Origin of the sequence: Myxococcus sp. AM009 (genome assembly GCF_013372605.1) — a bacterium.
Taxonomy (GTDB): Bacteria; Myxococcota; Myxococcia; order Myxococcales; family Myxococcaceae; genus Myxococcus; species Myxococcus vastator.
In genome coordinates, this window is the sequence record NZ_JABXEP010000018.1 from 1 (window position 1) to 4,879 (window position 4,879).

Genomic DNA, 4,879 nt, shown 5'->3' on the forward strand with positions numbered 1-4,879 from the left:
TGCCCAGCACGCTCACCACCAACTCCAGTGAGCGCTCCACGCACAAGCCCACCCGCACCTCGGGCCCCACTCCCATGCCCTTCAGGTGGTGCGCCAGTTGGTTGGCGCGACGGTTCAACTCCGCGTACGTCAGCCGCTCGTCCTCGTACTCCACCGCCACCGCGTCCGGCGTCCGCTGCACCTGCTCCTCGAAGAGCGCGCTCAGGCTCGCATCGCGAGGATACGTAGAAGCCGTCCCGCTCCACTCCTTCACCAACCGCTGCTGCTCCTCACTGCCCATCAGCGGCAGCTCGGCCAGCCGCTTCTCCGGCTCAGCGATGGCGGCCTCCAACAGCACCTTCAAGTGTCCGAGCATCCGGTCCATCGTCCCGGCCTCGAACAAGTCGCTGTTGTAGTTCACCATCGCCACGACTCCGTCCGGCACCTCCTCCACCACCAGGGACAGGTCGAACTTCGACGTCTTCTCCTCCGCCGCCAGTCCCTTGAGGGTGATGCCCTTCAGTTGGACTTCGGCGGCGGGGGTGTTCTGAAGCGTCAGCGTCACCTGGAACAGCGGACTGCGACTCAAGTCACGCTCGGGCTGGAGCTCTTCCACCAGCTTCTCGAATGACACGTCCTGGTGCGCATATGCGCCCAGCGTCACCTCGCGGACCTGCCCCAACAGCGCGCGGAAGCTCAGCGAGGGCGACAGCTTCGAGCGCAGGACCAGCGTGTTGACGAAGAAGCCAATCAGCCCCTCCGTCTCCGAGTGCGAACGCCCCGCGATGGGAGCCCCCACGCTCACGTCGTCCTGGCCCGAGTAGCGCGAAAGCACCGTCTGGAACGCGGCCAGCAACACCATGAAGGGCGTCGCGCCCTCGCGTCGGCCGAGCGACTCCACCTCACGCCACAGCGCCTTCGGCCACAGGACATGCAGGTTCGCGCCCCGGAACGTCTGCGCGGCGGGTCGCGGTTTGTCCGTGGGCAGCTCCAACGCTCGCGACGCGCCAGTGAGCTGCTTTCGCCAGTACGCGAGCTGCGCCTCCAGCACCTGCCCCTTGAGCCAGTCGCGCTGCCACAGCGCGAAGTCCGCGTACTGCACGGACAGCTCGGGCAACCGCGCCGTCCGCCCCTGGGACAAGGCCTCGTAGAGCGCGGCAACCTCCCGCACGAGGACGCCCATGGACCAGTAGTCCGACACGATGTGGTGCATCACCAGCACCAGCACGTGCTCCTGCTCGGACACCTTGAGCAGCGCCGTGCGCAGCAAGGGCCCCTGCTCCAGTTGGAACGGACGGCCCACCTCCGCCTCCGTCCGAGCCTTCGCCGCGGCCTCGCGTTCGCCCTCCGGCAACCCGGACAGGTCCACCACCTCCAGCGGCACCTGCGTCTCCGCGGAGATGACCTGCACCGGCGTTCCACCTTCGGCGCGGAACGTGGTGCGCAGCGATTCATGCCTGCGGACCAACGCCTCGAAGCTCCGTGCCAGCGCACCGACGTCCAGCGCCCCCGTCACGCGCACGGGCGCCCAGAGGTTGTAGGACGTATTCGCCGGGTCGAGCTGCGCCAGGAACCACAGGCGCTGTTGCGCGAATGACAGCGGCGCCGTTCCGCCGCGCTCCATCCGCTTCAGCGGAGGCGCCGGAATGCCCGCGGTCGCCACCGCTCTGGAGATCCGCTCCGCGAGCGCCGCCACCGTGGCCGACTCGAAGACGTCGCGCAGCGGCAGGTCCACCCGGAAGGCCTCACGGACCCGCGCGACCAGTTGCATGGCCAGCAGCGAGTGTCCGCCCACCTCGAAGAAATTGTCGTGCAGCCCCACCGACTCCAGGCGCAGCACCTCCGCCCAGAAGCCCGCGAGCATCTGCTCCACGGGCGTGCGCGGCGCGACGTGCGCCTCCCTTCGGGGCTCCCTCACCGCCTCCGGCGCGGGGAGCGCCTTGCGGTCCACCTTCCCGTTCGGAAGCAGCGGGAGCCGCTCCAGCGCCACCACCGCCTGCGGCACCATGAATCGCGGCAGGCGCGACTCCAAGCCCGCGCGCACCTCGCCGCCTTCCAGCATGCGCCCATCACGGGGCACCACGTAGGCCACCAGTCGCTTGTCGCCCGGTGCATCCTCGCGCACCACGACCAGCGCCTCGCGCACGCCCGACTGCCCGAGCAGCGCCGACTCCACCTCACCGGGCTCGATGCGATGACCGCGCACCTTCACCTGCGAGTCACCCCGGCCCAGGTACTCCAGGACGCCGTCCCGCCGCCAACGCGCCTTGTCGCCGGTGCGGTACAGCCGCGCCCCGTTCCCATGGGGCGCGGGGACGAACCGCTCCGCGGTCAGCTCCGGCCGGCTGAGATACCCTCGCGCCACGCCTTCGCCACCGACGTACAACTCGCCCACCACGCCCGCGGGGACCGGCTCCAGCTCACCGTCGAGGACGTAGACGCGGACATTCGTCAGCGGCCGGCCAATGGCCACCTCGCGCCCGGAGTCCTCCGCGTCGCTGGTCAGGTCCACGGCCGTGGCCACCGCCGTCACTTCGGTGAGACCGTAGGTGTTCAGCAGGGGAACGGCGCGGCCCACGCGCCGCCGCCACTGCGATACCCGCGTGGGGATGGCGCGCTCACCGCCAATGACGACCCACTTCAAGCCGGAGGGCAGACGCGCCTTGCCTTCATCCAGGCTCGCCGTCACCTCGTGCCAGAAGGCCGTGGGCAGGTTGAGCTGGGTGATGCCGGCCGCTTCACACCGGGCCAGGAAGACGTCCGGGACGTCCAGCATCTCAGGCGTGCGCAGCACCAGCGTGCCGCCGCGCGTGAGGCACGGATAGATCTCCTCCGCGCTCGTGTCCCAACTGATGGACGCGAACTGGAGCACCCTGTCGCCCGGCGCCACCGGGCAGACCTGCCACTCCGCGCGGATGAAGCTCACCAGCGAGCGGTGCTGCACCACCACGCCCTTCGGCCGCCCCGTGGAGCCTGACGTGTAGAGCACGTACGCCGCGGCTTCCGGTGGCACGATGACGGCCGGCTCGGGCGTCATCCCCTCCGCGTCCGGCGTGAGTGAAGCCACGTCCAGCCACAACCGCCCCGGTGCCTCGCCCAGCTTCTCGCGGTACGGCTGCCGCGCCACGACCACGCGAGCACCGCTGTCCTCCAGCATGTAGCCCAGCCGCTCCGCTGGATACTCCGGGTCCAGCGGCACGTAGGCGCCGCCCGCCTTGAGCACCCCCAGCAACGCCGCCAGCAAGTCGACCGAGCGCTCCACGCACACGGCCACTCGGGACTCCAGGCCCACGCCGAGCGTGCGCAGACGCGCCGCCACGAGGTTCGCCCGCGCGTTCAGCTCGCGATACGCCACGGCCTCACCGCCGGACACCACTGCGGTGGCGTCCGGTGTCCGCGCGACCTGCGCTTCGAACAGCGCATGGGCGCAGGCGCCCGGAGGCAGGGGCTCGTCCGCGCCGTTCCACGTCACCAGCAACCGGTGCCGCTCCTCGGCCCGGAGCATCGCCAGCGTCTCCACCGGCCGGTCCGGTGACGTCACCGCCGCGTCGAGCAGCGTCTCCAGATGGCCCAACAGTCCGTCAACGGTGGCCGCGTCGTACAAGTCCGCGTTGTACGTGGCAGTCAGCGCAAGGCCCTCAGGGCCTCGGGACATCAACAGGGTCAGGTCCAGGTCGGTGCTCGACACCTCCGCGTCGAGCACGCGCACGCCGAGTCCTGGCACCGCGCGGAGCGGTGGCGGCGCGTCGACTTCTCCGAAGAGCACCTGAAACATCGGTGCGCGCGTCGGGTCCTGCTCCACGCCCAGGGCCTTCAGCAGCGGCTCGAAAGGGACATGCGCGTTCGCGAAGGCCTCCGTCGTGTCCGCCTTCGCGCGGCGCAGCAGCGCACGGAAGCCCGGCCGGCCGCAGAGGTCCGCTCGCAGGACCAGCGGCTCGACGAAGAGGCCCACCAGCCCTTCCGTCTCCTGCCGGCCCCGGTTCGTGTACGAGGCGCCGATGAGCAGGTCCTTCTGCCCGGTGTAGCGTGAGAGCAGGACCTGGAGCCCGGCGAGCACGGCCATGAACAACGTGGCGCCTTCGGCCTGTGCCAGGGACTCGAGCCGCTCCACCCAGGACACGGGCAACAGGGCCCCACGCTGCGCCGCCCTTCCCGTCGCGGAGCGCCGCGGCCGGTCCGTGGGAAGCTCCAGTTCATGCGGCGCGCCCTCCAGTCGCTTGCGCCAGAACTCCAGGTGCGCGTCGAGCGCGGCACCGCGCAGCATGCCCCGCTGCCACGATGCGTAATCTCCATACTGGAGCGGCACCGCGGGCAGCGGCGACGGCAGCCCCTGGGCGAAGGCGACATAGAGCGCCACCACCTCTTGGGTGAGCACGCCCAGGGACACACGGTCGGCGCTGAGGTGGTGCGCCACCACCAGGAGCACGTGGCGCTCCGGCGCCACGCGCAGCAACACCCCGCGAGCCAGCGGGCCGCGGGACAGGTCGAACGGTGTCTCCAGCTCAAGCTGGATGCGCTGCCGCACGGCGGCGTCACGCGCCGCCTCCGGAACGTCTTCCAGTCCCTCCACCGTGAACGGCAGGCGTGCCTGGGGGTCAACGAACTGCACCGGTGTGCCAGAGACCTCGCCGAAGTGCGTGCGCAGCGACTCGTGGCGGCGCGCCACATCCTGGAGGCTCCGCTCCAGCACGGCCACGTCCAGGCGGCCGGACAGCTCCAGGACCCGCGGCAGGTGGTAGGCAGGCAGCCCGGGTGAGCGCTGCTCCAGCAACCACAGCCGCTGCTGGGAGAACGTCAGCGGCAACGCGGGCCGGGGCTTCTTCTCCAACCGCTTCGCGAGCAGCGCGAGCTTCTCCTCGCGCGTGAGCGTGGGCTTCTTGTCCATCTCATTTCCCATGGC

Annotated in this window: 1 protein-coding gene; it reads right to left on the bottom strand. The window is 70.5% G+C overall.

Translation table 11 applies throughout. From position 1 onward, the window contains the following. On the bottom strand, nt 1-4,876 hold a 4,876-nt coding region (locus HV824_RS06885; protein ID WP_176422925.1), incomplete at its 3' end, for a non-ribosomal peptide synthetase. Between the last annotated feature and the right edge of the window lie 3 nt (nt 4,877-4,879).